The sequence below is a fragment of the Chryseobacterium cucumeris genome, from assembly GCF_016775705.1.
In the GTDB taxonomy this organism is placed as follows: Bacteria; Bacteroidota; Bacteroidia; order Flavobacteriales; family Weeksellaceae; genus Chryseobacterium; species Chryseobacterium cupriresistens.
In genome coordinates, this window is the sequence record NZ_CP068760.1 from 3,569,550 (window position 1) to 3,596,176 (window position 26,627).

A 26,627-nucleotide genomic window follows, 5' to 3' on the forward strand; every position below is an offset into this window, starting at 1 on the left:
AGTTCTTATGAATAGAAATTATGTTTTTTCTCTCCTTGGGCTTTTTTTATTTGCCTTTGGAAATGCTCAGAATTATAAGAAGCCTCTTGTTTCTGCTATCAAAGAATCTGATCTCCGCACCGATATGTATCAGCTTGCTGCAGACCAGTTCTGGGGACGCGAAGCCGGAACACTGGATGAATTGAAAGTCTCTATGTGGCTGGCTGATAAAGCCAAGGAAGCCGGAATGAAACCTGCCGGAGATAATGGAACATTTTTCCAGTTCTTTGATATGTACAGACATCAGGTGATCCCGCAAAGCACCCTGAAAATCGGAGATAACAGTTTAAAATTATGGAAGGATTTTCTGGTTGCAGAACCTGTAAATGCTTCTGTAGACGCTGAAGTTGTATATGCCGGAAACGCAGAACCTGAAGAGCTTGTGAAATTGAATATCAAAGGGAAAGTTCTTGCAGTAAACGCATCCGACAAAAATATTTCTAAGGATATGACTCTTTTTGTAAGAAGATATCCCGGATTTGTAAGAAATAAATATTACAAGAAAGCTTCTGAACTGGGAGCCAAAGCCATTATCTTCATCACCGATGATATCTCCGAGCAAAGCTGGGTAGAAGTACTGCCTCAAATGACAAGAGGAAGCTATGGCGTAGAAGGATTAAGAGAAAAAATCACCAATAATATTCCTGTTGTGTGGATCAAAAGAGAAAATGCCAGCTGGGTAAAAAACAATCCTAAAGCTTCTCTGAACCTGATCACTGAAACTTACAAATACCCTTCAGTAAATATTATCGGAAAAATTGATGGTACAGATCCTGTTCTTAAAAATGAATATGTTCTGTTAAGCGGACACCAGGATCATGACGGGATCAGACATCCTGTAAAGAATGACACGATCTACAACGGTGCTGATGATAACGCCAGTACTTGTGTTGCCATGTTAGCAATGGCCAGAGCTTACAAAAAACAGCCGGGAAAAAGAAGCATCCTTTTTGTTTTCCATGGCGCTGAAGAAAGAGGATTACTGGGTTCAAGATGGCATGCAGCCCATCCTGTTGTTCCGAAAGAAAAAATTGTAGCCGTACTGAATGGTGACATGATCGGGAGAAATGACAATAATGAAGCTGCTTTATTAGGAGGAAATGCTCCTCACAAAAATTCTGAAGAGCTGGTAAAAATGGCCGAAGATGCCAACAATGAAAGTACAAAGTTCAAATACCTTAAAGATTGGGATTCTCCAAGCCATGCTGAGTATTTCTATTTCAGAAGTGATCATCTTCCATATGCTAAAATTGGCATTCCTGCTGTATTCTTTACCAGTGTTCTGCATGATCAGTACCATACCCCGCAGGATGAATCAGAAAATATCAATTACAAAAAGCTGTATAAAATGACGGAATGGATGTACAGAACATCCTGGAAAGTAGCTAATGAAGCTGAACGTCCGAAAGTAATTTCGAATTTTTCGCTTGAAAGATAATTTATAAAAAGAATTATATTTCTTTTGTCTTGAAACAAAAGAAACAAAAATTCAAGACTTAGAAACTTCAGCTAAAAATGAAATCTGTTCTCTAAAAACTCTAAACTCGTGCGGAAACGATCTATGTTTAGAATCATATTTTGTCCCGCACTCAAACAATAGAGTTTTTTTAACGTTCACAGAATTCATTTTCTTAACGCTTCACTTTCTTATGTCATTTGATATTGCCAGAAACATAAAAGCTTCACAAAAATTGTGAAGCTTTTTTTCATCACTGAAGCCATCCTGATTACTAAATATCGAAGATGTTTTCTTCACTATTCTTAAAAACTTTATTATTCTTAATGGTTCGAAAAATTATTTTTAATCTACTTCTTTTGTCTTGAAACAAAAGAATCAAAAATTCAAGACTCAGAAACTTCAGCTAAAAATAAAATCTGTTCTCTAAAAACTCTAAACTCGTGCGGAAACAGTCTATGTTTAGAATCATATTTTGTCCCGCACTCAAACATTAGAGTTTTTTTAACGTTCACAGAATTCATTTTCTTAACGCTTCAGTTTCCTATGTCATTGGATATTGCCAAAAATACAAAAGCTTCACAATGTTTGTGAAGCTTTTGTCATCATTGTGTTTTTAGAATCTGATTTGTGTACGAAATAATTTAATATTGAATAGGATTTTAAACCATTAAGAGGAATTTAGATGATAAGGAAAGTTAAGTTTCAAATAAATTTGAATGAAGCACCTTACTTAATAAATATCGAAAGATATTATCCTTAACTATTCTTAAAAACTTTATTATTCTTAATGGTTCGAAAAATTATTTTTAATCTACTTCTTTTGTCTTGAAACAAAAGAATCAAAAATTCAAGACTCAGAAACTTCAGCTAAAAATGAAATCTGTTCTCTAAAAACTCTAAACTCGTGCGGAAACGATCTATGTTTAGAATCATATTTTGTCCCGCACTCAAACAATAGAGTTTTTTTAACGTTCACAGAATTCATTTTCTTAACGCTTCACTTTCTTATGTCATTTGATATTGCCAGAAACATAAAAGCTTCACAAAAATTGTGAAGCTTTTTTTCATCACTGAAGCCATCCTGCTTACTAAATATCGAAGATGTTTTCTTCACTATTCTTAAAAACTTTATTATTCTTAATGGTTCGAAAAATTATTTTTAATCTACTTCTTTTGTCTTGAAACAAAAGAATCAAAAATTCAAGACTCAGAAACTTCAGCTAAAAATAAAATCTGTTCTCTAAAAACTCTAAACTCGTGCGGAAACAGTCTATGTTTAGAATCATAGGTTGTCCCGCACTCAAACACCAGAGTTTTTTTAACGTTCACAGAATTCATTTTCTTAACGCTTCACTTTCTTCTGTCCTTTGAAATTGCCAGAAACATAAGGAAAGTTAAGTTTCAAATTCATTTGAATCAAGCTTGTTTACTCAATATCGAAGATATTTCCTTAACTATTCTTAAAAACTTAATCCTTCTTAATGGTTTTAAATTAATATTCTTTTGTCTTGAAACAAAAGAATCAAAAATTCAAGACTTAGAAACTTCAGCTAAAAATGAAATCTGTTCTCTAAAAACTCTAAACTCGTGCGAAACGATCTATATTGAGAATCATATTTTGTCCCGCACTCAGACACCAGAGTTTTCTTAACGTTCACAGAATTCATTTTCTTAACGCTTCACTTTCTTATGTCGTTTGAAATTGACAGAAACATAAAAGCTTCACTAAAATTGTGAAGCTTTTTTCATCATTGTGTTTTTAGAATCTGATTTGTGTACGAAATAATTTAATATTGAATATAATTTTAAATAAGCAAATTCATCAGTGAAGGATCATTGTTCAGATAGTTGACAAAGAAATCATATTGTTTCATTTTATCAATTAAAGGAGTGAAATCTTTGTTTTGTTTTAAAGCAATTCCTACTACTGCGATTCCCTTTTCTTTTGAATTTTTCTGGGTATATTCAAAATAAGTGATGTCATCATCAGGTCCCAGTACATCCATTACAAAGGTTTTCAATGCTCCGGGACGCTGTGGAAATCTGACAAGGAAATAATGTTTTAGTCCTGCATGAAGCAATGCTTTTTCCTTGATTTCTTCCATCCGGGTAATGTCATTATTGCTTCCGCTGATAATACATACTACGTTTTTACCTTTTATCTCTTCTCTATATTTGTCCAATACTGCTACTGAAAGTGCCCCTGCCGGTTCTACAACAATAGCATCTTTATTATACAAAGACAATATGGTTTCGCAGACAAGCCCTTCATCCACTGTTGCCATATCGTACAGGATATCTTTACAGCGTTCAAATGTAATATCTCCCACTTGCTGTACGGCTGCTCCGTCTACAAAACGGCTGATCTTTTCAAGAAGAACAGGTTTTCCCTTTTCAAGGGCTTTTTTCATGCTTGCTGCTGCGGAGGGCTCTACCCCGATAATCTTTGTTTGCGGAGACAAATGCTGAAATACTGTGCAGATTCCTGCTGCCAGTCCGCCGCCGCCGATCGGTACAAAAAGATAATCAACCACACCTTCTGTCTGTTCCAGAATCTCCAGTGCTGTTGTTGCCTGTCCTTCAATAATCGCCGGATCATCAAAAGGATGGATAAATACGCTGTTATGGTCTTTACAAAACCTCATCGCAGCATCTTTAGATTCATCGAATGTGTCTCCAAATAAAATAACATCAATGTATTCTCCACCGAACATTTTCACCTGTTCAAGCTTTTGCCCGGGAGTTGGCAAAGGCATGAAAATCGTTCCTTTCACCTTCATGGTCTGGCATGCAAATGCAACTCCCTGCGCATGATTTCCGGCACTGGCACACACAACACCTTTTGAAAGTTCTTCCTCAGACATGGTGGCCATCTTGTTATAGGCACCTCTTATTTTATAGGATCTTACCCTTTGAAGATCTTCTCTTTTAAAATAAATATTCGACTCATAAATAGCTGACAGATTGTTATTGACAGCCAAAGGTGTTTTTACCACTACATTTTTTAATCGTTCCTCCGCTTTATAGACATTCTCTAAAACGGAGGAACTTACTCCCTCTTTCATCATCCGTTTATTTACTAATTATTTTCTGGTCTCAGGCTTCGTACTGTTTTTCCGGCCTTCCACATTTCGCTTTCTCTTAGCTCACTAAGTTCAGCTTCCAGTTTTTCACGGTAATCCGGTTTGCTGTTGCTGTCAATGGAACGTTGAGCTTCATTTCCTTTGGCTACATTATCATACAGCTCTTCAAACAAAGGTGAAGTAGCATCTCTGAAACGTTTCCACCAGTCCAAAGCTCCTCTCTGAGCGGTTGTACTGCAGTTAGCATACATCCAGTCCATTCCATTTTCTGCTACCAATGGCATCAATGACTGAGTCAATTCTTCTACGGTTTCATTAAAGGCTTCAGAAGGGCTGTGTCCATTTTTTCGCAATACATCATACTGAGCGGCAAATATTCCCTGTACAGCACCCATCAAAGTTCCACGTTCTCCGGCTAGATCACTGTAAACTTCTTTTTTAAAGTCGGTTTCAAAAAGATATCCGCTTCCTATAGCAATTCCCAATGCTGTTACTCTTTCTCTGGCTTTTCCTGTAGCATCCTGATAAACGGCAAAACTGCTGTTTAAACCTCTGTCCTGCAGAAACATTCTTCTCAATGAAGTTCCTGAACCTTTAGGAGCTACCAGAAATACATCTACATCGGCTGGAGGAACAATTCCAGTACGCTCGCTGAATGTGATTCCGAAACCATGAGAAAAATACAACGCTTTCCCTGGAGTAAGATGCTGTTTTACTTTCGGCCAGTATTCAATCTGTGCAGCATCACTCAGAAGATAGCAGATAATGGTTCCTTTTTCCAATGCTTCTTCAATTTCAAATAATGTTTCTCCCGGTACAAATCCGTCTGCTATTGCTTTATCCCAAGATTTGGAGTTTTTTCTCTGCCCTACAATCACATTAATTCCGTTATCTTTCTGGTTCAAAGCCTGCCCGGGCCCCTGTACTCCATATCCAATTACTGCTACAACTTCATCTTTTAATGCTTCCTGAGCTTTTTCCAACGGAAATTCTTCTCTTGTTACTACGTTCTCCTCTACTCCTCCAAAATTCAATTTTGCCATTTTTTTTGATTTTATTTATTATTGATTGTGATGTTTAATTTTTGCTTTTAGCTTGCATATTCTACTGCTGTCAGGTATGGATTTCTGTGATAATGTACTTCCAGAACGTCTACCTGCTTTTCCATTTGTCTGCTGATCTTCTGAACAGAATCTTCTGTTTCTCTGATAACAATAACAAACTTTTTTACTTTTTCCATTTCTGAAGGACCAACATTAAAGGTCACCATAGAAATTCTTCTTCTCGAAAAAATAGCATTGATGCGGCTGATCAATCCTAAATAATCTTCTGTATACGCTGTAATGGTATATTCTTTATGATCTGTTTTCATCTTTTTTATTTTTAAATTTTATTTATTGTTTAATACAATTTCCGAAACACTTTTTCCCTGAGGGATCATCGGAAATACATTGTGTTCTTTTCCTGTCATTACTTCAAGGAGGAAAGATCCTTCATGGTTAAGCATTTCTTGGAGTCCTGCTTTCAGATCTTTTCTCTCGGATACCTTTTTTCCGGGAATATTGTATCCTTTTGCCACCTGAACGAAATCGGGGCTCTGGATATCTACGGAGGAATATCTTTCTTCGTGAAACAATTCCTGCCACTGCCTTACCATTCCCAGATAGCAGTTATTCAGTATTAATATTTTAACTTCGGGATGATACTGCATTATGGTTCCCAGTTCCTGAATATTCATCTGAGCTCCTCCGTCTCCCATCACAGCAATAACAGGACGGTTTGTTTCTGCATAAGATGCTCCTATTGCAGCGGGAAGACAGAATCCCATGGTTCCCAGCCCACCGCTTGTGACATTGGTTCGGGAATGTTTGAACTGAGAGTATCGGCATGTCGCCATCTGATGCTGTCCTACATCTGTCACAATTACTGCTTCACCTGCTGTTATCTCATTCAACTGGCGGATAACCTCTCCCATTGTAATCTCACCTTCTTCAGGGTAGAGCTCCGTATGAATAAGATTGATGCTTTCAATTTCATGACATTTTTTAAATCTTTTATGCCAGTGATGATGTTCTCTTTTTACGATCTTTTCTGTAAGAAGAGGAAGCGTATGTTTGCAGTTTCCAAGAACAGGAACATCTGCTTTTACATTTTTATTGATCTCTGCGTTATCAATATCCAGATGAACAATCTTTGCATGTTTTGCATACTGATCCAATCTTCCGGTCACACGGTCATCGAACCGCATTCCTACAGCAATCAGAACATCACATTCGTTGGTTAATATATTCGGGCCATAGTTTCCGTGCATTCCTACCATTCCTACCGCTTGTGGATGATGAGTTGGAATAGCACTCATTCCCAGAACCGTCCATGCTACCGGAATTCCTGATTTTTCTGCAAACTGTAAGAACTCCTTTTCAGCTTTTCCGAGCATAATCCCCTGTCCAGCAATGACAAATGGCTTTTCTGCATTATTGATCAACGCTGCAGCTTTTCCGATATTTTCCATACATGGATCGGGATCCGGTTTATAGCTGCGTAATGTGTGGCATGGTGAATAGCCTTTATAAGCAACAGACTGCAGCTGGGCATTTTTGGTAACATCAATCAGAACAGGACCAGGGCGGCCGGACTTTGCGATGTAGAATGCTTTTGCCAATACTTCGGGAAGCTCGTGAGCATCCGTCACCTGATAATTCCACTTGGTAACCGGGCTTGTGATGTTCATAACGTCTATTTCCTGAAAGGCATCAGTTCCGAGAAGGTGTTCAAAAACCTGTCCCGTAATACATACCAAGGGAGTATTATCGAGTAAAGCATCAGCCAGTCCCGTAACGAGATTAGTTGCTCCCGGGCCGCTGGTAGCCAATACAACACCAACTTCTCCTGAGACTCTTGCAAGACCTTGTGCCGCATGCACTGCTGCCTGCTCGTGACGTACAAGGATATGTTTCAGGTTTTCTTTATAATCGTAAAGGGCATCATAAATAGGGATAATAGCACCTCCCGGATATCCGAAAACGGTTTTCACTCCTTCCTGAAGAAAGGCTTCAAGAATGATCCGGCTTCCGCTCAGTTGTATTTCTGTTGATAAATTCGGGTTTTCCATATTTTTTATTGAGTGATTTCGTCTGTTACACAGCCTTCTGCCGCTGATGATACGGTTAAAGCATATTTATAAAGCAATCCTTTCTGTACTTTAAGAGCTGGTTTTTGCCATCCTTTTTTCCTTCTTTCTATTTCTTCTTCTGAAACTTTGAGCTGTATAGTATTGTTGACAGCATCAATTTCAATCAGGTCATTATCGTTTACAAAGGCTATCAAACCTCCTTCGTGCGCTTCGGGAGTGATGTGTCCTACTACAAAACCATGAGTTCCTCCGCTGAATCTTCCATCTGTAATCAAGGCTACACTGCTTCCCAGGCCTGCCCCGATCAGCGCGCTCGTGGGTTTCAGCATTTCAGGCATTCCGGGAGCACCTTTCGGACCTTCATGACGGATGACAATCACATCGCCATGCCGGACGGTTCCATCCTGAATTCCTCTGATCAGATTTTTTTCGCCATCAAATACACGCGCTTTTCCTACGAAACGTTCTCCTTCTTTACCTGTAATCTTTGCTACACTTCCTTTTTCAGCAAGATTTCCGTATAATATTCTCAGGTGCCCTGTTTCTTTTACAGGTTCTGATAATGGTTTAATAATTTTTTGAGTCGTAAAATCCAGATCGGGAACATTTTCTAAATTCTCTGCAACTGTTTTTCCGGTTACCGTTAAACAATCCCCATGTAATAATCCCTGATTTAAAAGGTATTTCATTACTGATGGTATTCCTCCGTGCTCATACAGATCCTGCATCAGGTATTTCCCGCTTGGCTTTAAATCTGCCAGCACCGGAGTTTTATCACTCATCTTCTGGAAATCATCCTGAGTAAGTGGTACTCCCACACTTTTTGCCATAGCTATAAAATGCAGAACGGCATTGGTACTTCCTCCAAGAATAACAATCATGCGCAGCGCATTTTCAAAAGCTTTGCGGGTCATGATATCCGAAGGTTTAATATCTTTTTCCAATAATATTTTCAGGTATTTTCCTGCTTCAAGACATTCTTCCTGTTTTTCTTTGCTTAAAGCTGGATTGGAAGAAGAATACGGAAGACTCATTCCTAAAGCCTCTATCGCGGAAGCCATTGTATTGGCTGTATACATTCCACCACATGCACCAGCTCCGGGGCAGGAATTTTTCACAACCCCATCAAAATCTTCTTCCGTAATTTCTCCTGCAATCTTTTTCCCCAATGCTTCAAAAGCAGAAACAATATTAAGCTGTTCACCTTTATAGCAACCTGGAGCAATCGTTCCTCCGTACACCATGATGGATGGTCTGTTCAGCCTTCCCATCGCAATGATGGTTCCCGGCATATTTTTGTCGCATCCCGGCAATGCGATTAATCCGTCGTAATATTGTGCTCCACAGATGGCTTCGATGCTGTCTGCAATTACATCACGGCTTACCAGAGAATAGCGCATTCCATCTGTTCCATTACTCATTCCGTCACTTACTCCGATGGTGTTAAAAATCAATCCGGCTAATCCATGATTCCATGTTCCTTTTTTTACGACCTGAGCCAGATCATTCAAATGCATATTACAAGTGTTCCCGTCATAGCCCATACTGGCAATTCCGACCTGAGCCTTATGCATATCTTCTTCTGTAAATCCTATCCCGTACAACATGGCTTTGGCTGCGGGTTGTTCGCTATTTTGCGTGAATGTTTTTGAATATTTATTTAACATACTTTTCCTACATTTTCTATTCTTTTCCCTTTCTTCAAATAGAGTTCTTTACTAAATTTTGATCCAAAACTACATTTTGTAATATTCTTTTCATTTTCGTTTTTTCCAAAAACTACAATATTCAATTGTTTAAAAAACGAATTTATTTATTTGATAATCAAATGTTTATACTCTTAAAATTTACAATGACAGAACTCTTACCAATTTCAAATATGCCTGTTGTACTCTCCTGCTCGCCGTATTTTCCCAATTTTTGGAAAATGGAACATCATCAAGTGAATCCAGGGCAACAATTTCTGCTGCCGTACCACAGAAAAAGCCTGCATCTGCACCTCTCATTTCTTCAGGTTTGAAAAAAGTTTCCTTTACAGGGATAGCTAGCTCATTACAAATTTCCATAACGGTTTGTCTTGTAATGCCCGGAAGAATACTTCCTTTGGCCGGAGTATATAAAACTCCGTCTTTTTCGTAGAACACATTGGCACCTGAACTCTCGGCAACATTTCCGTTTTCATCCAGAACCAGCGCTTCATCATAGCCTTTATCTTTGGCATCCTGACAGGCTAATATGGAGTTTACATAATGCCCTCCTACTTTGGCTTCCACCTTGAATGCCTTAGGATTAGGGCGTTGAAAAGGGGAAGTCATAATTTTCATTTTATCCGCCAGATAGCCGTTGTTCCATTCCCATGCAAGAAGAGACAGATAAGATTTTTGTCCTTTTGAAAGTGACATATTGGGCGAACACGTAACCAACGGACGGATATAAGCATCTGTAAACCCATTACGATCCAGAAGTTCATAGGTAAGTTCTGTAAGCTGATTTACGGAATAATCAAAAGGAATATGCATGAGTTCTGCTGATCTTTTCAGTCTTTCGTAGTGTTCTTTTGCTTTGAAAATTTGAGTTCCATGATCTGTGCTGTAGGATTTAATGCCTTCAAAAACAGAGTAACCATAGTGAAGTGATTGGCTGTAAAGATCAGTTCCCGCATCTTTCGCTTTCATAAATTTTCCGTCAAAGTAGATGGTCGTGTCGTCGTTGTAATACATGTTATAGAAGTTTAAAAAATTAACAAATGGAAATAAAAAAAGCCCTCTCACGCTGTGAGAGGGCTCAATATATGTACAGTCATACACCTTCCTTCTCACAGCCGTAAGGGAATAATAATGACGATAATAATTACTGTTAATAAATGGTACATACTTTTATACTATAAAAAATTAAAAACAAAAAAACCGTTTCATAGTTGAAACGGTTTTATATATAATTTAAATTAAAATCTATTTAAAATGCCGTTTCCTTACTGTTGTTAATGACAACAGCAATAATAGAAATGACAATAATATTTTTCTGATTCGTAAAATTCATATTGCAAATGTATAAACTTTTTAATTACTCACAAGTTTTTTTTGCACTTTTTATTTTTTTCGTAAAAAATGGTTCAGTGTTTCCTTTGCTTCAGCCACATCGTGAACCCTCAAAATTTTTGCTCCCTGTTCCAATACTTTCATGTGCAGTTTCTGTGTTTCCTCATTAATATCCAGCGGTGATTTTCCCAAAGGCCTGTAGATAAATGACTTTCTGGAAATCCCTATCAGCAAAGGAAATTTTCCGAATCCGAGATATTCAACTTCATGGATCATTTTCATCTGGTCTTCCACTGTTTTCCCGAAACCAAAACCGGGATCAAGAATGATATCATTCACTCCTTTTTCTAAAAGTTCTTTTGTTTTTTTAGCAAAATACTGGTTCACTTCCAGCGTAATATCTTCAAATTTTATTTTATCATGCATGGTTTCATAAGAAGGATTTACATGCATCAGAATGTAAGGCAACCTCGTTTCAGCAGCTGTATCAAACATTTCTGTATCATACTGACCTCCAGAAATATCATTAATCAGATCAATTCCTTCATTAAATCCAAATTTCACTGTTTCTGCATAAAAAGTATCCAGGGAAATCAGGGCTTCCGGAAATTCTTTTTTGATCAGAGAAATCAGATTTCCAATTCTGTTTTTTTCTTCGGCAGCACTTAAAAATTCGGCATTGGGACGTGTAGACTGAGGGCCAATATCCAGTATTTCTGCTCCATCTTTCAACAGTTTTTCGGCATGCTCCAGAGCTGCTTTTTCGTTATTGAATTTTCCGCCGTCAGAGAAAGAATCCGGAGTCAGGTTGAGAATTCCCATGATTTTTGGAGTGTCCAGTTGTACCAGTCTACCGTTGCAGTTGATTGAATGAGTTGGAGGGTTTGAGTGTGGGAGAGTTTTAGGGTTGGAGAGCATGAGATTATTATTGATGAGGGTAGATTATAAATGATGAATGATAATTGATGAATGATTTTTGTAATGCAAAATTAGTGATTTATGAGTTTTAAATGAGAAATTAGAAGCTAGAAGTTAGAAGTGGACGTTTCACATACCATGCTCAAACACTCTCACCCTCAAACTCTCCGACGCTCCGACTCACAAACTCAGCTTATCAAATTGAAAAATCTAAAACCGAATTCGTATATTTGGAAGATTAAGAAGATTTATGTTAAAAACATCAGTACAGTTCGAGAAAGTTATCAGTCAGTGCCGTGATCTTTTCGGCAAAAAATTGCAGGATTATGGTGCGGCATGGAGGGTTTTACGGCCAAGTTCCATTACAGATCAGATTTATATCAAAGTGAACAGGATCCGTACGCTGCAAATGACTGATAAAAAAATGGTGGATGAGAGTGAAGAAGATGAATTTATCGCCATTGTGAACTATTCTATCATTGGACTTATCCAGCTGGAAAAGGGCCTTTCCAATGATTTTAATGAAAATAAGGAAGAAATTTTAGGTCTGTATGACAAATATTCCGGTGAAGCGAAAGCTTTAATGGAAAGAAAAAACCATGATTATGGTGAAGCATGGAGAGATATGAGGATTTCTTCGATTACGGATCTTATTTATCAAAAAGTATTGAGAACCAAACAGATTGAGGATAACCAGGGACAAACGATCGTTTCGGAAGGGCTTGATGCCAACTATTTCGACATGCTGAATTATGCCGTCTTCTGTCTGATCAAGTTCTCGGAAAAAGAAAATCAATTCGAACCCAAAAATATTTAATATGCTCAAAGGTTTATTACGCTTTATTATTGCTGTCATTTTTATCCTTTCAGGCTTTGTGAAAGCCGTGGATCTGGTAGGTTTTTCTTTCAAAATGGAAGAATATTTCTCTCCTGCTGTTTTCAATATGCCGTTTTTTGAAAAGTTTGCCCTGCTGTTTTCTATTATTGTGGTGGTACTGGAGCTTTTCTTAGGATTTATGCTGCTGCTTAAATTAAAGCTTAAATTTACCTTATCCGTATTAATTGCACTTTGTATTTTCTTTGGATTTCTGACATTTTATTCGGCTTATTTCAATGTGGTAACAGATTGTGGATGCTTTGGAGATGCCATCAAATTTACTCCATGGCAGAGCTTCCTTAAAGATGTTATCCTTTTGATAGGATTGATTCTATTATTCATTCTGTACAGAAAAGAATTCCGTAAAAAAGATGAGTATGGAGTTACTTCAAAAGAGTCTTCCCATACGTTCCAATATATCCTTTTAACAGTCTTTTCTTTAGGAATGATTTATGTTATGGCACAGGGAATCATGCATGAACCGATCATTGATTTCCGTGATTATAAAATCGGGACAGATATTAAAGGTGAAAAAGCTAAAATTGACAAAAACCCTTCTGAATATAAGACATTTTACTCCCTGAAAAACGAAAAAACAGGACAGGTAGTAAAGGTAAATCAGGATGATTATATCAAAAAAACAGAATATTGGGCAGAAGGTTCTCCGTGGAAAATTGAAGATGGAAAAAATGAATCTGTATTGATCAAGGAAGGTTACAAATCTGAAATTGTAAAATTTAAGATTGAAGATCCTACAGGAATGGAAGTTACCAATGAGATCATCAACGCTCCAAAAGCTGTTCTGGTGTTCTCCTATCATCCAAAAGAAATCCCTGCTGACCTGCTTCAGAAAGTGGAGGCAAAAATAAATGCACAGAAAGGTGCTCTTATCTACGGAGTTTCAACAGAACCGAATACTTTTAAAACCATCAAAAATGTACTAATGGACGGAACTGCCATTAAAACAATAGCAAGAAGCAACCCGTTTGTACTGATTCTTGAGAATGGAAAAATTGTAGATAAACAACCTGCAAAGGACTACGTTAATTAATTATAAATGATGAATGATGAACGATAAATGATCTTTTTGACGAGAGCCAATCGTTGATCAATTATCAATTATCAATTATCAATTATCAATTATCAATTATCAATTATCAATTATCAATTATCAAATTTAAACACTAAACTTAAACATATAAAAGCTCATGCAAAAATCAAATAAATCAATCGCCGGCTATCATTTATTAATGATTCTTTCTTCTGTGGACGGAGAGTTTGCCCCTGAGGAAGGAATGCTGGTACAGCAATACCTGGCGGATGAATTTCCTTTCAGAATGAACCTTGACAATGAATTGGATACATTGGCCCTTTTACAGCCTGAGGAATGGAAAGATCATTTTGAGTTCCATGCAAGATGTTTCCATGATGATTCTACAGAGGATGAACGTGTGAAATTTGTTCAGTTTGCAAAATCTTTGATCAAAGCAGACAATAAAGTAACTGAGGAAGAGCACACCTTCTATGTTCTACTGAAAAACCTTTGGGGATTATAAACCATTACGAAAAAATAAAATAAATCTATATCTAAATCTTATGAGAAGAAAAATAGTTGCAGGAAACTGGAAAATGAACAAAAATGTAATTGATGCACAACAATTAATGATTCAGTTACTAAGCTATAAAAACAATAACGCTACCAACTGTGAAGTTTGGATTGCTCCGCCAGCATTGTATTTGATGATGGCGAAAGATATTTTTGAAAAGGATGAGATCGGTGTATTTTCTCAGGATATGAGCGAGCATGAAAGCGGCGCTTATACTGGTGAAATTTCTGCAGATATGCTGGAATCTATCGATGCTACCGGTTCATTAATCGGGCATTCTGAAAGAAGGCAATATCACGGAGAAACAGATTCTCACTGTAACAGAAAGATCAAACTGGCTCTTGATAAAGGTCTTATTCCTGTTTACTGTAATGGAGAAACACTTGAACAGAGAAAAGCAGGGCAACACCTTGAAGTCGTAAAAAACCAGACTGAAGTAGCTCTTTTCACGCTTTCTGCTGAAGAAATCAAAAAAGTGGTGATTGCTTACGAACCGGTTTGGGCTATCGGAACAGGAGAAACAGCAAGTCCGGAGCAGGCTCAGGAAATCCATGCTCACATCAGAAATATTATTGCTTCAAAATACGGACAGGAAGTTGCTGACGAAGTTTCTATTCTTTACGGAGGTTCTGTAAAACCAGACAATGCAAAAGAAATCTTCTCTCAGCCGGATATTGACGGAGGTCTTATCGGAGGAGCGGCTTTGAAACTGGAAGACTTCTCTAAAATCATTGAAGCTTTTAACTAAAATTTCATTTAGATAAAAATAAAAACGGCGGAATCTTCGATTCCGCCGTTTTCCGTTAAAAAAATCTAATTATTGAATATCGACTACATACATTGTTCCCTTGTCTACTTTACCCGTTTTAGGTAAAATTTTGGCTTTTGGATTTCCGTTTCCATCATCTACCACTCCAAAGTCATCATCATTGAAAACAGCCAGTTTATTATTTCCCAGATAAACAATTCCCTCGAATTTATCATGTTCATAACCCAGTTTTGCTACCAGATCTACGGCTAATGTTTTTGTAACAGCTTTTATCCCGGCATTGGTAATTTCGTCCCATGAACATTGTTCTAAAGCTTTTCCATTGATTTTCATTCCGTCAACAGCGCTGATATCGGCTCCGTTTACATCTGTTGCATTGCTCAGATTGATTCTGTATACTTTTTTGATTCCGCCCTGGGAACCGAAATTTCCATCTCTTTCAATCACCAGGAATTCACTGTTACTTATTGCTGTAATATCACAAACCGAATCAGTAGCACCTCCATCCTGCTTATATAGAAACTGTTTAGTCTGCCCTGTAACAGTATCAAATGTGACAATTCTCGTTAAAGTTTTATTGGTAGCCAATGCCTTACTGGGAACATACATCATCGACTGCATGGTTCCTATCAGCGTTCTTCCGTCCGGGCTCATACAAAGCCCCTCCATTCCTCTGTTGGCTCTTCTTTTCGCTAAAACAGCAGGTAACTTTCTTGGTCCTGTATTTACTCCGATAGGGCTTATTCTTTCCATCTCCATTCCATCTGCACTGTAATGGACGATATGCGGTCCGTATTCATCGGAAACCCAGAATGTACCGTCAGCGGCAGCAACAATACTTTCGCTGTCAAGACCATACTGATCAGTACCTAAGACATTTCCGGAAGCATCATACGCGATCTCACCTGTACTTCCCATTCCTGAAGGGTTTGGAAGACCTGTAACAGGCTGCCCGGAAGGATTTTTAAGTTTAATATATTTGATGACCTCTACATTTCCGTCGGCATTGATTTTAAAATGCATAATAGTTGGAGTGAAATTAGGAGCAAGAAACTTTTTTCCATTCTGGAAGTCCGTATTGGGACCTCTGTCTGTAATGACATAGAACTCCCCTTTTCTTGTTGGATGAGCGGCAGCACCGGAACCAAAACCTCCGTTGATAACATCCACTCCGTTTATAGTAGCCAGTTTTGTAAAGGGAAACTCCTGAGGCAGTTTGGAATAATTAATATCCTGATTAATTATGGCTGTATCATCATCACTTTTACATGAAGCCCATACTGCCAGCACGACTGCAGACCATAGTAATTTTTTCATATTCACTTTTATGGCTGCGAAAGTATAAATCGATTGTAAACTGATCTTAAATATAATGATAATTGTTTTTTAACAATACTGATGAATGTGCTATTTACAACCACCCCGTCAAAAATTCTTTGAATTTTTGCCACCCCTCCGGAGGATGGGAATTTTTACGTCTTCAGTTGGAATTTGGCCAGCATTGTAGATTTCTTGTGAAGTATTTTTTTCGGGATTATTGCGGCCGGATTTCTTCGGAATGATAAGCTGTATGGATAAACCTCCATTCCAATTGTGTCATTCTGCAGAATCTAAATAGTGAAATTTAAAATATCATCCAACAAAAAAACCGCACCAGATTGGGTGCGGTTCTCATGATTATATCATCAATTATTTTTTCTCAGTAGATCTTTGTAAAACCTCATCTACCATTCCGTAACCTTTAGCTTCTTCAGAAGTCATCCAGTAATCTCTGTCAGAAGATTTTTCTACCCACTCATACGTTTGTCCTGAGTGATGACCGATGATTTCATAAAGCTCCTGCTTCAGTTTCAACATTTCTCTTAAGTTGATCTCCATATCAGAAGCAACTCCCTGAGCACCTCCTGAAGGCTGGTGGATCATTACTCTTGAATGCTTAAGCGCAGAACGTTTTCCTTTTTCTCCGGCAACCAGTAATACAGCTCCCATTGAAGCAGCCATACCTGTACAGATTGTCGCTACATCCGGCTTGATGATCTGCATGGTGTCATAAATACCCAGACCCGCATATACACTACCACCAGGAGAGTTGATGTAGATCTGAATATCTTTTGAAGGGTCAGCACTTTCCAGGAATAAAAGCTGAGCCGTAACGATGTTTGCTACCTGATCATCAATACCTGTTCCCAGGAAGATAATTCTGTCCATCATCAGACGGGAGAAAACGTCCATCTGAGCAACGTTCAATCTTCTTTCTTCCATGATGTACGGAGTAAGATTCGTTGGGCCATACATTCCCATATACTGATCGGTAACCAAACCGTTGTTTCCTAAATGTTTTACAGAGAAGTCTCTGAATTCCTTTTTAATGTCCATATTTCTATTATGTATTATTTTTTAAATATTCTCGAAGTTTAAATTACAATATTTATTCCTAAAATTTTATAGGACTTTTTGTCACAGAATATCCAAAAATCTGACTCTTGTTTATCTCTTCCTATCTACATAAATCCCTTTGATCGGTGAATATTCTATGATATTGCTCAACCGTATGGAAGCCTGCTTTAAAAGCGTGATTTTTTTGATCAGCTCATAATATTTTACCTCATCCGTATTGCTGTACTGATCAAGCTCTTTGGCTGTTTCCTTGATCAGATAATCAATATACCGGTACTTATGTAACAGAACATCTCCCTGGATCTGATCTGCCACTTTATCACCATAGTTGGGAGGATAAATATTTCTTGAAGCCCAGTTTTCAAGTTCATCCAGCGGGATTAAAGCATCTACAACCTTTGTGGTAATCTCTTCGTCCATAAAAGATACAAAAAAGTTTCCACTTCTGAGTTCATCCTTTTGAATTCCTTCTCTCACCTGATTGATAATAATCTCATTTTCTTTGACTAAAAATGTATACTGCTCTTCTTCAAAATGATGAAGAATTTCTTCAATAACGGTAATCTGATATTCCTCATTATTTTCATTCTTCCTTTTGAGAACAATATCTCCGAACATCAGCATATGATCTACCAGTTTATTCTCCATGAATAATACATCATACAGAAAAGGATCTTCTTTTTCCTTATCCAAAGGAACAATCTCCATTTTCGGAGCTGCTGCTTTTTCCTTCTGCTGCTGCTGAACATGATGCGTCTGATTCTGGGTGATCTGCTTCTGAACATCCAGCTCATTGAAAAGACTCTGTTCGGAAAGCCCGAATTTATTGGAAACCTCTTTCAGATAAACCTCTCTTTTCAGGGCATTTTGTACGAAAGAGACAGATTTTACAATATCTCTGATTGCTTCAGCCTTTTTAATCGGATCATTTCCGATATCTCTCAGGAGAATTTCCGCCTTGAAATCGATGAAATCCATCGCTTCATTTTCGATGTACTTTTCAACGTATTCCTGCGGATGTTTTCTGGCAAAGGAATCCGGGTCATCTCCATCAGGGAAAAGCAAGACACGGATATTCATTCCCTCAGTCAGCAACATATCAATACTTCGGAAACTGGCTTTGATACCGGCATTATCACCGTCAAAAAGAATCGTTACGTTTTCCGTAAGCCTCTTAATAAGTTTGATTTGTTCTGTCGTCAAAGACGTTCCGGAACTTGCCACTACATTTTCAATTCCGGACATATGAAGGGAAATCACGTCCATATACCCTTCCACCAAAAGACAGGCATTCTTTCTTGAAATCGCCTGCTTGCTCTGGTTTAATCCATAAAGAACATTGGATTTATGGTAGATCTCCGTTTCCGGGGAATTGAGATATTTTGCAGTTTTGACATTATTCTTCAGAATCCTTGCTCCAAAGCCTAAAACCCTGCCAGAAAAACTGTGAATAGGGAAAATAACCCTTTCTCTAAAACGGTCTACGCCTGCAGGAGTATTTTCAGGAAAAATAGAAAGTCCGGATTTCTCAAGAATTTCTTTATTATAACCTTTTTCAAGTGCATAAGCCGTGAAAGCATTCTTTTTCTCCGGAGAATATCCCAGCTGGAATTTCTTAATGATATCATCCCTCAACTCCCTTTCTTTGAAATAAGAAAGTCCTATGCTTCTGCCCTCCTGATCATCCCAAAGGATCTCCTGAAAATAAGTATTGGCAACCTCATGGATTTTATACAGCAGATCTTTTTCTGTCTGGGCATTTTTTGCTTCTTCAGAAATTTCCCGCTGGTCTTCTTCAATTTCAATTCCGTATTTTTTTGCAGCATGGCGGAGTGCTTCAGGATACGTAAAGTTCTCAATTTCCATCAGGAAAGAAATGGCTGTTCCTCCTTTTCCTGTAGAGAAATCCTTCCAGATCTGCTTACTGGCAGAAACTACAAAACTGGGTGTTTTTTCATCATGAAAAGGACTGAGCCCTTTGTAGTTAGACCCTGCTCTTTTCAACTGCACATATTCGCCCACAATCTCTTCAACGCGGATCGTGGAGAATATTTTATCAATGGTCTGTTTGGAAATCATGCTGTAAAATTAAGTAATTTATAGGGAAGTTGGAAGAGGCTGAGAATTTCGGTGCGGGTTTCGGGATGCTGGTTCGAAAGTTTGAGATTTAAGAATGGGAATGTAAAAGTTGCTTTTTTCAACTTCCAGCTTCTAACTTCCAGCTTCCAACCTGCAATTTATAATTTCTGACTTCTTCCACTCATAAAAACTCATAAATCATTATTTTTGCAAAACAAATTAGTATATGCAGTTCACTATCCATACAATCGAAGACTGGCAGGAAGTTGTTGACACCATCATTCCTCAATTACAACATAATATTCTTTTATTAAAGGGAAATCTGGGAGCAGGGAAAACTACTTTCACACAATTTCTGCTTAAAAATATGGGCAGCAAAGATGAAGTAAACTCTCCCACGTATTCTATTGTGAATGAATACAATACCGAAAAAGGAAAAGTATATCATTTTGATCTTTACCGCTTAAAAAACATTGAAGAAGTCTATGATATCGGAATTGAAGAATATCTTGACAACTCTTTTTTATGCATCATCGAGTGGCCGGAAGTGTATGAAGAGGAGCTTTATGGTCTTAAGTACCACACAATGAGTATTGTGAATACGGGTGAAAACAGAGAGATTTCATTCGATTAAATATTATGTATCTTTGCTCATTAATTGAGTGTAAAAAAACAATCTGTAAGACATAATTTAATTTAAGGATGAGTACAAATATTTTTACTCCTTTCACAGAAGAAGAATTAATGCCGAAAGAGGAAAAATTGGAGGTTATAAAGAAAGGGAAACAGTTCAGTATTGGAATTCCTAAAGAAACCTGTCTCAACGAAAGGAGAACCTGTATTACTCCTGACGCCGTACAGGTGTTGGTAGAGCACGGCCATGAGATCATTATTGAATCAGGGGCCGGACAAGGTTCATTTTTTACAGATTTACAGTATTCCGAATCTGGAGCGAAGATCACCAATGATCCAAAAGAAGCTTTCGGGCAGGATCTTATCCTGAAGGTGAACCCTCCTACAGAAGATGAAATTGAGTACATGAAGCCTAATACGTATCTGGTTTCGGCACTTCAAATTAATCTTAGAGACAAGGAGTATTTCTTAAAGCTTGCAGAGAAAAAAATAAACGCCATCGCTTTTGAATTTATCGTTGATGAATACAAGCAGCTGGCTTTGGTAAGATTAGTCGGGGAAATTGCAGGAACCGTTTCAATCTTATATGCCTCCGAATTATTAGCCTTATCAAACGGGTTAATGCTGGGAGGAATTACAGGAGTAAGACCCGCAGAAGTTGTTATCCTTGGAGCCGGAATTGTAGGTGAGTTTGCTACAAAAGCAGCCATTGGTTTAGGAGCAAGTGTAAAAGTTTTCGATAATTCTTTATCCAAGCTTAGAAGGCTTCACACGATTGTTGACAGCCGCGTACCGACTTCTATTATTGATCCTAAAGAGCTCAGCAAAAGTTTAAGACGTGCCGATGTAGTAATCGGAGCACTTCCAAGATTGAACATGACCCCTATCGTTACTGAAGATATGGTGATGAAAATGAAAAAAGGCAGTGTCATCATCGATATTACCATAGACAACGGTAAAGTGATCGAAACTTCAGAGCTTACCACCATGGAAGATCCTTATGTCATCAAACACGGTGTCATCCACTGCGGACTTCCGAATCTTACCTCAAGAATGCCGAGAACCACCACCAAGGCCATCTCGAATTTCTTCCTTTCCTATATTTTAAATTATGACGAAGAGGGCGGCTTTGAAAACATGCTGATCCGCAAAAATGAAATGAAGCAGAGCTTATATATGTACAAAGGAAGACATACCAAGAAGATCATCTGCGATCGTTTCGGACTTACGTACCACGATATCAATCTTTTAATTTTCTAATGAAGAAACTGAAATTTTATGCAATAGGCTTCGTTCCGGGGCTTTTGATCGTATTTTTTATTTTAAACAAAAAAGGAGCAAGCTGCAGCGGATATTTACCGAACAGCCGTGTGATTGCTGAAAGTCTTTCCAAAGAATTCAAATATTCTGAAGAAGCTAAAAATGCAATGGCGGCCTACAAGATTGATGAGAAATTTATAAAAGACAGCATCATTACCAACGGAAAGGTAGATTTTGACCGCAGCCATGCACAAAAGAAACCATGTCCGGACTATCTTTTAACCTATCCTGAAAAAAATCCGTCTTACGAGATCACTTTTGAAAAATGTGAAGAAACGGTGACGGTAAACAGTCTTAAAAAACTGAAATAGTTTCAAGTACAAGCTATGGACGGCAATTACTACATGATTCATGATTATCTGATATTCATCGGAGTTTTTGCCATTTTCCTGTTTCTGACTATCAGTATTTATCTCTTCAGCCAGAATCAGAAGCTGAAACAGAGAAATACCAAATTATCGGAAACCAACAAACTTATTGAGCAGCACCTGAATGAAGTCCGTCTGGAACATATCGGCACAAAGCTGAATCCGCATTTGTTTAAAAATATTCTGAATTCGGTGCAGTCTCATGCCTATCAGACGTATATGTCACTGGATAAGCTGGCCAATGTGCTGGATTATATTTTATACGAAAGCAACAATAAGTATGTAAGCCCGAAAGAAGAGCTTAATTTTGCTTTAAGCCTTATTGAAATTAATAAAATCAAGATCAATCCACTTTTTGACTTCAGAATTAAATCCAGGATCAATAAATCTGATGCTTTGTATGAAGAAAAGGTATTTGCTCCGCTGATCTCGGTGGACCTTATAGAAAATGCTTTCAAACATACGGATTTTCTGGCTCAGGATTCTTTTATTTCCATTTATATGGAGCTTGAGGACAGTATTTTCACTATGAAAGTCAGTAATAAAGCTTCTCTGAAAAATATTCTGGAAAAGGAAAAAAGCGGTTTTGGAAGCCAGTCTTTTGATCAGAGGCTTAAAATGATCTACAGTACTTATTATCAGCTGGAAAGAAGCTCAAAAAACGGAATCTTTACGGCAGAATTAAAAATCAATTTAGGAGAATTCTATGATAAAATGCGTTATTCTGGATGATGAATTACTGGCCATCAGCTATTTAAAACTTCTATGCGAGCAGATTGAGAATGTAGAGGTAGTAAAAGCATTCAATGATCCTAAAATTTTTCTGAATGAAATAGAAAGCCTCGACTGTAATCTGTGCATTCTGGATATTGAAATGCCCGGAATGACAGGTCTTCAGGTGGCTGAGATTATTTCAGGTTCTAAAAAAATCATCTTTACAACAGCTTACAAAGAATATGCTGCTGAAGCTTTCGATTTGAATGTGGTGGATTATGTAAGAAAACCCATCAAAAAAGAAAGACTGGTTCAAGCTTTCGAAAAAGCTAAAGAACTGGTAGAAAATGCTCCTAAAAAAACTTTTATCGAGTGGAATACCAATATTGGAAAAACCGTTATATTCACAGAACAGATTTCCTACATCAAAACCTCTGAAATCGACAGCAGGGATAAAGATATTATGCTTATTGACGGAACAACCATCGTTTTAAAAAACCTGAATTTCAAAAACCTTCTGGAAATGCTGCCATCAAAAGATTTTGCTCAGGTTAACAAAAAAGAAATTATCGCATTGTCTTCCATTAAGGTATTTTCAACCAACGAAATTATTACCACCATTCCTGCGGAAGATCACTCTTTTCTGAAACTTCAGATCGGAGATGCTTATAAAAATTCATTGATGGAGCTCTTCGGAAAATAGATCTTTTCAAATCTTTCCGGTTTCATTACAGAATATAAGTCCTTCATTACAACTCCCCTTTTTCAGTATTGAATCCTGTTAATTTTGCATAGAATTAATTGATTTTATAATGAAAAATTGCTTCTATGCTGCAGGACTTCTCCTATCCGGCTTGTGTTTTTCCCAGGAAGCCTCTTCAAAACTGAAGGTCTCTTTTTTTGACGGAATAGCAATAGGCGGATATGTAGATCATGGTGCTTATCTCAACTTTACAGGTCCAAATGTAAATCTTACCCATAAAAGCGTAAAATTCATTGTTGGAATGCTTCCTTCACTGAGAATTAAAGAAGACCATTCTTCCGGAACCAAAAACAGTCCTATTATGCCTACGCTGGGAGCAGGTCTTACTGTGGTCTATAAAAAAATAGCCTTCCAGATTCCTGCCTACTATAACGCTAAGACAGCAGATCTGAATGGGAACTGGAAAATAGGATTTGGAATGGGTTATTCGTTCAAATAGATTTTATTACATTTTTTAGAACATTCATTACATTTTAAAAAAAAGAGTATTTAACATAACTATATTCTTTTCAACTTTGCATAAAATATTGGAATCATGAATTTGGGGAAATACAAAAATTTAATTTTCTACATTACTACCATCGCAGTCTTTTCCGCTCTGATGTATTATTTCATCATTGAAGGGCAGACGCTGGAAGTAAAAGAAAATATCGTTGCCAATACCAGCAGCGGCTCTACCTGGGATAATTTCCTGGAATCATTCAAAACCAATCTTCACCATCCGCTTGCGCTATTATTGGCGCAAATTGTCACTATTATTATGACAGCAAGGCTTTTCGGATGGATTTGTATGAAAATAAAACAGCCTACGGTTATCGGAGAAATGATTGCAGGGATTGTACTCGGTCCTTCACTTGTGGGAATGTACTTCCCTGAGTTTTCCGCCTTTCTTTTCCCAAAAGAATCATTAGGCAACCTTCAGTTTCTGAGCCAGATAGGTCTTATCCTGTTCATGTATATTGTTGGAATGGAGCTGGATCTGAGTGTATTAAGGAAAAAAGCTCATGATGCGGTTGTCATCAGCCATGCAAGTATTATTATTCCTTTTGCTCTGGGAATAGGCCTTTCTTATTTTGTGTATCAGGAATTTGCTCCGGATGGTATCCAGTTTACCTCTTTTGCTTTATTTATAGCCATTTCGATGAGTATCACAGCATTTCCGGTACTGGCGAGAATCGTACAGGAAAGAAACCTCCAGAAAACCAAACTGGGAACGATTGTGATTACCTGTGCTGCTGCCGATGATATTACCGCATGGTGTATTCTTGCTGCCGTAATTGCTATTGTAAAAGCAGGTTCTTTTGCAAGCTCTATCTATGTGATTATCATGGCTGTTGCTTATGTATTTTTAATGATTAAAATTGTAAGACCCTTCCTGAAAAGAGTCGGAGACCTTCAGGCCGGAAAAAATACGATCAGCAAACCCATGGTGGCTATCTTTTTCCTGACCCTGATCCTGTCTGCATACGCTACTGAGGTCATTGGTATTCACGCCTTATTCGGAGCTTTTATGGCGGGAGCTATTATGCCGGAAAATACAAAGTTTCGTACCCTTTTTATTGATAAGGTAGAGGATGTGGCATTAGTACTTCTGCTGCCATTATTCTTTGTATTTACAGGACTTCGTACCCAGATCGGCCTGCTTAACGACAGCCATCTGTGGATGACCGCAGGATTTATTATTCTGACCGCAGTTCTCGGAAAGTTTGCCGGAAGTGCCCTGACCGCAAGATTTGTAGGTATTAACTGGAAAGAAAGCTTAACGATAGGAGCTCTGATGAACACAAGAGGTCTTATGGAGCTTATTGTACTCAACATTGGATATGATCTTGGCGTTTTAAGCCCTGAAATTTTTGCAATGCTTGTAATCATGGCTCTCTTCACCACTTTCATGACTGGGCCTGCACTGGATTTTATTAATTTTATTTTTAAATCTAAAAAAAACCAGGACGAATCCATTCAGGATAATGATTCCAAATACCGCGTTCTTCTCTCATTTGATAAACCGGAATCCGGAAGTACTTTGTTGAAACTTGCACACAATTTCACCCATAAAATGAACGGCAATAAAAGCATCACTGCGATGAATATTGCTCCGGTAGATGAAATGCATGCCTATGACATCAACGAGTATGAGGAGTCACAGTTTCAGAATGTCATTGAAACCTCTCACGATCTGAATCTGGAAGTCACTACCCTCTTCAAAGCGTCTACTGATATCGAAAGTGATTTGACCAGCATTACCAACAAAGGACATTATGATCTTCTGCTGATCATGCTTGGAAAATCTATGTATGAAGGTAGTTTATTGGGAAGGTTATTAGGCTTTACCACCAAGATTATTAATCCCGAAAAACTATTGAACACGGTAAAAGGCAAAGGAAATATATTCAACAATTCTCCTTTTGACGATTTTACCCTTCAGATTCTCGACAAAACCAATATTCCTGTAGGAATTTTGGTGGAAAAAGATTTTAAAGCAGCCGACAAAGTATTTGTTCCGATCTTCAATCTGAGTGATTTTTACCTTCTTGAATATGCGAAAAGGCTGATTAATAACAATAATTCTCAGATTATCATTCTGGATGCCGCAGGACAGATCCGAAATAATATTGAAGTAAAAGAACTGATCAGAAGCATTGAACAGGTAGCTCCAAACCACATTACGCTGTACAATGAGAAGAAGATTGAGAAAGAATTCCTGAATTCTCATGACCTGATGCTCATCAGCAGTAAAAGCTGGAAAAACCTGATCGATACAAAAAGTCTATGGCTGTCTGATATCCCATCAACATTAATAATATCAAATCCATAACACAATAACACACACCGATATTTCTATTTCTATTGAAGCTGTAAATATTATTCGTTGTCTGTAAAGAAAAAACGGGTATATTTATTGCTTCAATTTTTTGGACATGCTGATTAACAGTGAAAATGGAGTTATAGAGCTGGAAACCTTTACTACCAGACTTTATAAAGGAATGAGTCTTGACCAGCTGAAACAGTCTGATTTTTATAAAGAAAAGTACCATGATCTGTGGGATGTAAAAACCGGATATTTTTGGTATTATTTTAAGCCTGTAGAAATACAGGGATATCAGGTATCTTTCAGTCTGTGCTTTTTTAAAGATCAGCTGGACACCATCCATATGAATACATGGGAAAACAGTGATGCCAAAGACTGGAATGAATGGACAGAAGAAAAAGAAATGAAGGTTTTCCACCGGAATAACACTTTTTTATCAAAAATCCTGGACAGCCCGCCAACCCAAAAAAAGAAAAAACCTTATCCCAGCTGCACCTTCAGATTTCCCTGGGGAGATGTGTGGTCGGTTTACGACCCGAGAAGCGCCGCCAGCTTTATGGGAATCAATTATAATGAAGAGGAAAAAACAAATACAAAATAACTTATAACCAAAGAATAAGA

23 protein-coding genes are annotated in these 26,627 nt (G+C 37.7%); 13 read left to right on the top strand and 10 right to left on the bottom strand.

Annotated elements, in window-relative coordinates; genetic code table 11:
* The first annotated feature begins 7 nt into the window (after positions 1 to 7).
* A complete protein-coding gene (locus JNG87_RS15945; RefSeq protein WP_202839516.1) occupies positions 8 to 1,477 on the top strand; it encodes a M20/M25/M40 family metallo-hydrolase in 1,470 nt (489 codons plus the stop codon).
* A gap of 1,826 nt (positions 1,478 to 3,303) precedes the next feature.
* On the opposite strand, the gene ilvA is transcribed toward JNG87_RS15945, so the two are convergent.
* From ilvA to folP, 7 genes are all read right to left on the bottom strand, one after another.
* Complete coding sequence (gene ilvA, locus JNG87_RS15950) at positions 3,304 to 4,566, bottom strand: threonine ammonia-lyase (protein WP_202839518.1); 1,263 nt, start codon at positions 4,564 to 4,566, stop codon at positions 3,304 to 3,306.
* 11 nt (positions 4,567 to 4,577) lie between these two features.
* Positions 4,578 to 5,624 (bottom strand): ketol-acid reductoisomerase, encoded by a 1,047-nt coding sequence (gene ilvC / locus JNG87_RS15955; RefSeq protein ID WP_202839520.1) that lies wholly within the window; start codon positions 5,622 to 5,624, stop codon positions 4,578 to 4,580.
* Between the two features lie 47 nt (positions 5,625 to 5,671).
* Positions 5,672 to 5,953, bottom strand: coding sequence for a hypothetical protein (locus JNG87_RS15960; RefSeq protein ID WP_110009245.1), 282 nt, complete (start codon positions 5,951 to 5,953; stop codon positions 5,672 to 5,674).
* Between the two features lie 18 nt (positions 5,954 to 5,971).
* Entirely contained in the window at positions 5,972 to 7,693 is a 1,722-nt protein-coding gene (gene ilvB / locus JNG87_RS15965; protein WP_202839521.1) for a biosynthetic-type acetolactate synthase large subunit, read from the bottom strand.
* A gap of 5 nt (positions 7,694 to 7,698) precedes the next feature.
* Entirely contained in the window at positions 7,699 to 9,381 is a 1,683-nt protein-coding gene (ilvD, locus tag JNG87_RS15970; protein WP_202839522.1) for a dihydroxy-acid dehydratase, read from the bottom strand.
* Between the two features lie 180 nt (positions 9,382 to 9,561).
* Positions 9,562 to 10,434, bottom strand: coding sequence for a branched-chain-amino-acid transaminase (gene ilvE, locus JNG87_RS15975; RefSeq protein WP_202839523.1), 873 nt, complete (start codon positions 10,432 to 10,434; stop codon positions 9,562 to 9,564).
* A 369-nt stretch (positions 10,435 to 10,803) separates the two neighbouring features.
* Positions 10,804 to 11,574, bottom strand: a complete 771-nt coding sequence (gene folP, locus JNG87_RS15980; protein WP_202839524.1) for a dihydropteroate synthase — start codon at positions 11,572 to 11,574, stop codon at positions 10,804 to 10,806.
* A gap of 346 nt (positions 11,575 to 11,920) precedes the next feature.
* Here folP and JNG87_RS15985 point away from each other — a divergent pair, with 346 nt between their 5' ends.
* The 4 genes from JNG87_RS15985 (at position 11,921) to tpiA (ending at position 14,902) form a co-directional block, all read left to right on the top strand.
* Positions 11,921 to 12,487, top strand: coding sequence for a DUF1599 domain-containing protein (locus tag JNG87_RS15985; protein WP_202839525.1), 567 nt, complete (start codon positions 11,921 to 11,923; stop codon positions 12,485 to 12,487).
* Position 12,488: 1 nt separating this feature from the next.
* A complete protein-coding gene (locus JNG87_RS15990; RefSeq protein ID WP_202839527.1) occupies positions 12,489 to 13,598 on the top strand; it encodes a BT_3928 family protein in 1,110 nt (369 codons plus the stop codon).
* A gap of 157 nt (positions 13,599 to 13,755) precedes the next feature.
* Entirely contained in the window at positions 13,756 to 14,103 is a 348-nt protein-coding gene (locus JNG87_RS15995) for a TerB family tellurite resistance protein (protein WP_142719433.1), read from the top strand.
* Positions 14,104 to 14,143: 40 nt separating this feature from the next.
* Positions 14,144 to 14,902, top strand: a complete 759-nt coding sequence (gene tpiA / locus JNG87_RS16000) for a triose-phosphate isomerase (RefSeq protein WP_202839529.1) — start codon at positions 14,144 to 14,146, stop codon at positions 14,900 to 14,902.
* Positions 14,903 to 14,971: 69 nt separating this feature from the next.
* Here the strand turns inward: tpiA and JNG87_RS16005 are convergent, their stop codons facing one another.
* The 3 genes from JNG87_RS16005 to dnaG all read right to left on the bottom strand — a co-directional run bounded on the left by JNG87_RS16005 (position 14,972) and on the right by dnaG (position 19,399).
* Positions 14,972 to 16,240: an esterase-like activity of phytase family protein gene (locus JNG87_RS16005; protein ID WP_202839530.1), complete on the bottom strand. Its 1,269-nt coding sequence runs from the start codon at positions 16,238 to 16,240 to the stop codon at positions 14,972 to 14,974.
* Between the two features lie 372 nt (positions 16,241 to 16,612).
* Complete coding sequence (gene clpP, locus JNG87_RS16010) at positions 16,613 to 17,299, bottom strand: ATP-dependent Clp endopeptidase proteolytic subunit ClpP (protein ID WP_027373257.1); 687 nt, start codon at positions 17,297 to 17,299, stop codon at positions 16,613 to 16,615.
* A 111-nt stretch (positions 17,300 to 17,410) separates the two neighbouring features.
* A complete protein-coding gene (dnaG, locus tag JNG87_RS16015) occupies positions 17,411 to 19,399 on the bottom strand; it encodes a DNA primase (protein WP_202839532.1) in 1,989 nt (662 codons plus the stop codon).
* Positions 19,400 to 19,625: 226 nt separating this feature from the next.
* Between dnaG and tsaE the strand changes: the two genes are divergently transcribed.
* From tsaE to JNG87_RS16055, 8 genes are all read left to right on the top strand, one after another.
* Entirely contained in the window at positions 19,626 to 20,033 is a 408-nt protein-coding gene (tsaE, locus tag JNG87_RS16020; RefSeq protein ID WP_202839540.1) for a tRNA (adenosine(37)-N6)-threonylcarbamoyltransferase complex ATPase subunit type 1 TsaE, read from the top strand.
* Positions 20,034 to 20,101: 68 nt separating this feature from the next.
* Positions 20,102 to 21,292 carry an alanine dehydrogenase gene (locus tag JNG87_RS16025; protein WP_062671272.1) on the top strand — a complete coding sequence of 397 codons (1,191 nt, stop codon included), beginning with the start codon at positions 20,102 to 20,104 and terminating at the stop codon, positions 21,290 to 21,292.
* Complete coding sequence (locus JNG87_RS16030) at positions 21,292 to 21,663, top strand: DUF4258 domain-containing protein (RefSeq protein WP_202839542.1); 372 nt, start codon at positions 21,292 to 21,294, stop codon at positions 21,661 to 21,663. The genes JNG87_RS16025 and JNG87_RS16030 overlap by 1 nt, the downstream gene beginning before the upstream one ends.
* A gap of 15 nt (positions 21,664 to 21,678) precedes the next feature.
* Positions 21,679 to 22,452, top strand: a complete 774-nt coding sequence (locus JNG87_RS16035; RefSeq protein WP_202839547.1) for a histidine kinase — start codon at positions 21,679 to 21,681, stop codon at positions 22,450 to 22,452.
* Positions 22,427 to 23,137: a LytR/AlgR family response regulator transcription factor gene (locus JNG87_RS16040; protein ID WP_202839549.1), complete on the top strand. Its 711-nt coding sequence runs from the start codon at positions 22,427 to 22,429 to the stop codon at positions 23,135 to 23,137. Before JNG87_RS16035 ends, JNG87_RS16040 begins: the two co-directional genes overlap by 26 nt.
* 109 nt (positions 23,138 to 23,246) lie before the next feature.
* Entirely contained in the window at positions 23,247 to 23,636 is a 390-nt protein-coding gene (locus tag JNG87_RS16045; protein ID WP_202839552.1) for a hypothetical protein, read from the top strand.
* Positions 23,637 to 23,738: 102 nt separating this feature from the next.
* Positions 23,739 to 26,012: a cation:proton antiporter gene (locus JNG87_RS16050; protein WP_202844348.1), complete on the top strand. Its 2,274-nt coding sequence runs from the start codon at positions 23,739 to 23,741 to the stop codon at positions 26,010 to 26,012.
* 103 nt (positions 26,013 to 26,115) lie between these two features.
* Positions 26,116 to 26,607, top strand: coding sequence for a hypothetical protein (locus JNG87_RS16055; RefSeq protein WP_202839553.1), 492 nt, complete (start codon positions 26,116 to 26,118; stop codon positions 26,605 to 26,607).
* Positions 26,608 to 26,627: the final 20 nt, after the last annotated feature.